Below are 3,254 nucleotides of genomic sequence, written 5' to 3' on the forward strand. Positions count from 1 at the left end.
GTCGGATTGGTCGGCTCTTCTTCCTCACCCGTAGTTGGTGTTTCTTCTGTTGGTGTAGTCGGATTGGTTGGTTCGACCTCCTCACCTGCAGTTGGCGTTTCTCCTTCTGCTGGTGTAGTCGGATTGGTTGGCTCTTCTTCCTCACCTGTAGTTGGTGTTTCTTCTGTTGGTGTAGTCGGATTGCTTGGCTCGTCCTCCTCACCTGTAGTTGGTGTTTCTCCTTCTGTTGGTGTAGTCGGATTGGTTGACTCGTCCTCCTCACCCGTAGTTGGTGTTTCCGGAATACCTGTTCTCCCATCATTCAAATTGATTGCAGCTAATAATATGCTCTCAAAATTGCTTTCGTTATTAGTACTCAATTGATTAATAAAATTATTTTTTTCATTCTCAGTCAAATTACCTAACTGATTAATTTTATCGATATATTCTTCCCGTAATTGATTTAAACTAATTGTTATCGGTAGTTTAAACACATTTGATATTGAATTATCTTTATACTTCGCTTGTAATAATACATCATATTTACCTGGAATTTTTGACCAATCATCAGGTTCATTCAAAATTGTATAAACTACTTCAGATGGGTGTAAAATTGGTATTTGATCTTTCAATGCTTCAAAACTGGTATCTAGAGCAGTCGCAGCTACTCCAATCAGTGTGTTTTTTTGAATCTCAGTCGGTGTTTTAAAAGTAAGCCCTTTGGTGACAGCCGAATAATAAAAATCACTTAGTTTCGGAAAACTGGATGCATCTAGTGGATCAGTACCACTAGCCAACTCAATTTTATCACCATAACCATCATTATCTGTATCAATAGTATTTAAATCAGTTCCAATTGCCAATTCATCTTTATCCGTTAGCCCATCGAAATCACTATCATCTGTAATATATGGTGTATCTAATCGATAACCGGTGGAAAACCATTTTTTAAAATTTTCATCTTTTTTAGTACCAAAAAAGTTTGTACTAGAGTGTTTACTGCCATTATTGATTTGATTTGCCCATCGTGTATTTCCATAATAGTATAAACCACCGACAGTATCGCCATTTATACTATAGGGTTGAATGAAACCCTCCTCACCGCTAAATCTACTATCAGCATCATTATTGATTTTAGGTGCACTCAATTCGTCTGTTAATTTTAAACTATTTTCTGTAGTTGTGCGATGTAATAAATTTCCCGATATCCATGACCATGAGTCTTTTATCCCCGGAGCATTAAACACTGCAACATGTTTTAGCTGGTTGTTATTATATAAATAACTTGCTGCCATATAGACTGCAAGATATCCGCCTAATGAATGTCCGGTTAAATAATAATTATCATATTCACTCAAAGCACTGACGATTTCTTTTAAACTATTTACTTGTCCAGGTTGTGCACCATTAAAAATGTCTATATCATCATCGCCATCATTCCCATCATTTGTTCCAGCAATAGATACGACAGCTTCTCGCCCGTTTGTAAAAATCGTCGCTGAAAAACCATTCGTTTGATGAATTTGTTTAACAAATTGCCAATTATTGACAATTTCAGATACATCAGTGACATTTAATAATTTTGTTGAATTAAAATCAGCAATAGCGGCTTGATCCTTGTTAAAAATTTTGGTGAGTTCATCAGAAGTTCGATAAGCAAGTTCTGTGAAAAGTCTTAAATCTCGATCAGTTACATTCCATTTCTCAGGTTCTCTATCATATCGATCAATAATCCCATCATTATCAGTATCTTTTGCGTAATATTTTGATACTACAAAATTTGAAAGTTCATTTTTTATCGCATCAGTATCTGCATAAATCGGACTACATAATATAAATCCAATAATTACGGAACCTACTCCCACACTGAGTTTACGTATACTATATTTATTCTTTTTTTCTTTTAACATATTTTTACCAATCACTTTCATTACTTATAAAAATCGGCCTACCAAAATGTAGTATCTTGGTAGGCCGATTACTCTCTTATCAATGACAAAAGATTTTTGATAAGCTACTAGTCTTCTTTTTTACGATTCTTAAATCCAAGTACTAATCCACTAATCAATGCCACCACTCCAAAAAAATGATACATTCATTATATCGTGAATAACAAGAGAACCCCTCTATTACGAGAGATTCCCTTGTTTTATTTGAGGAGATTATAAACCTCGATAGATTGATTCTTGAACTTGCCATCCGCGAGCCACTAATTTTTCACGTTCTTTCACATCCGTTGTGAATAAATGTTGGGCAATTGCTTTGGCTTTTGGATTGAATAAGTGGAAAACTTCGACTGCTTTATTAGAGTCAGTGTAGAATGCCACTCCTTCTTGGGTCCATCCTTGGTTTGCCATTGCGGTATATTCTGCTTCATCCGTTGTGTAATGATGTGCACCAGTTGAAGCTTGGTATAGACGGTAAACTTTTTCGCCTAATGAATCAGTTTGCCATGCTAGACCTTCTTTCTTCCAACCTAGGCTTGCAAGTTTGTTGTATTCATTTTCATCTGCAGTGTATAGATGTTCCCCAGAATTGTGGTTATATACACGGTAGACATTCGTTACGGTTTCCACTGCATTCCAAGTATTGTCTTGTGCACTCCATCCATGTTTCACTAATTCGTCAAATTCATATTGCGAAGTTGTGTAAACATGTTGACCTGTTTTCGCATTGTAAAGGTGACGAACTGCTAGGCCATCTGCTGGGTTAGAGTAGAATGCTAGACCTTCTTGTGTCCATCCTTCTTTCGCTAATTGATCATAGCGTTCTTTATCAGCAGTGTATAGGTGTTGACCTGAAGCTTGGTTGTATAGACGCATGATTGCAACGCCTTTATTCGAAGCAATCCAAGCTACTCCTTCGCCTGTCCAACCAACTTTCACTAGGTTATCGTATTCCGCTTTATCTGTCGTATATACGTGTTCGCCTGAGTTATGGTTGTAGACGCGGTAAACAGTCACACGATCTTCTGCTGCGGTACCTCCATTATTTCCATTGTCGCTACCGTTGTTGCCGGTATTACCACCGGTATTACCGCCTGTATTACCACCGTTATTGTTAGCTGAAGTTGGGTGGTCTGTTGGATCTAATGGATCGGTACCTTTTTCAACTTCGACTCCATCAGCATAGCCATCGCCATCAGTATCCACCTTGTTTGGATCCGTACCTAAATCTTTTTCTTCGCCATCGGTTAAACCATCATTATCAGAATCAGCATCTAATAGGTTCGTGCCATCTTTAACTTCTTGGCCATCTTTGACACCATCGCCATC

The 3,254-nt window shown here is 37.6% G+C and carries 2 protein-coding genes and 1 pseudogene; all 3 read right to left on the reverse strand.

Annotated features, from left to right (window positions below):
- The coding region (locus tag RK02_RS06175; protein ID WP_169333834.1) for a YSIRK-type signal peptide-containing protein at positions 1–1,889 on the reverse strand (1,889 nt) is incomplete at its 3' end.
- Between the two features lie 107 nt (positions 1,890–1,996).
- Positions 1,997–2,074 (reverse strand): LPXTG cell wall anchor domain-containing protein, encoded by a 78-nt coding sequence (locus RK02_RS12585; RefSeq protein ID WP_169333836.1) that lies wholly within the window; start codon positions 2,072–2,074, stop codon positions 1,997–1,999.
- Between the two features lie 67 nt (positions 2,075–2,141).
- Positions 2,142–3,254 (reverse strand): annotated as a pseudogene (locus tag RK02_RS11990) (hypothetical protein); the annotation flags it as partial.

This window comes from Enterococcus columbae DSM 7374 = ATCC 51263 (assembly GCF_000406925.1).
GTDB lineage: Bacteria > Bacillota > Bacilli > Lactobacillales > Enterococcaceae > Enterococcus_E > Enterococcus_E columbae.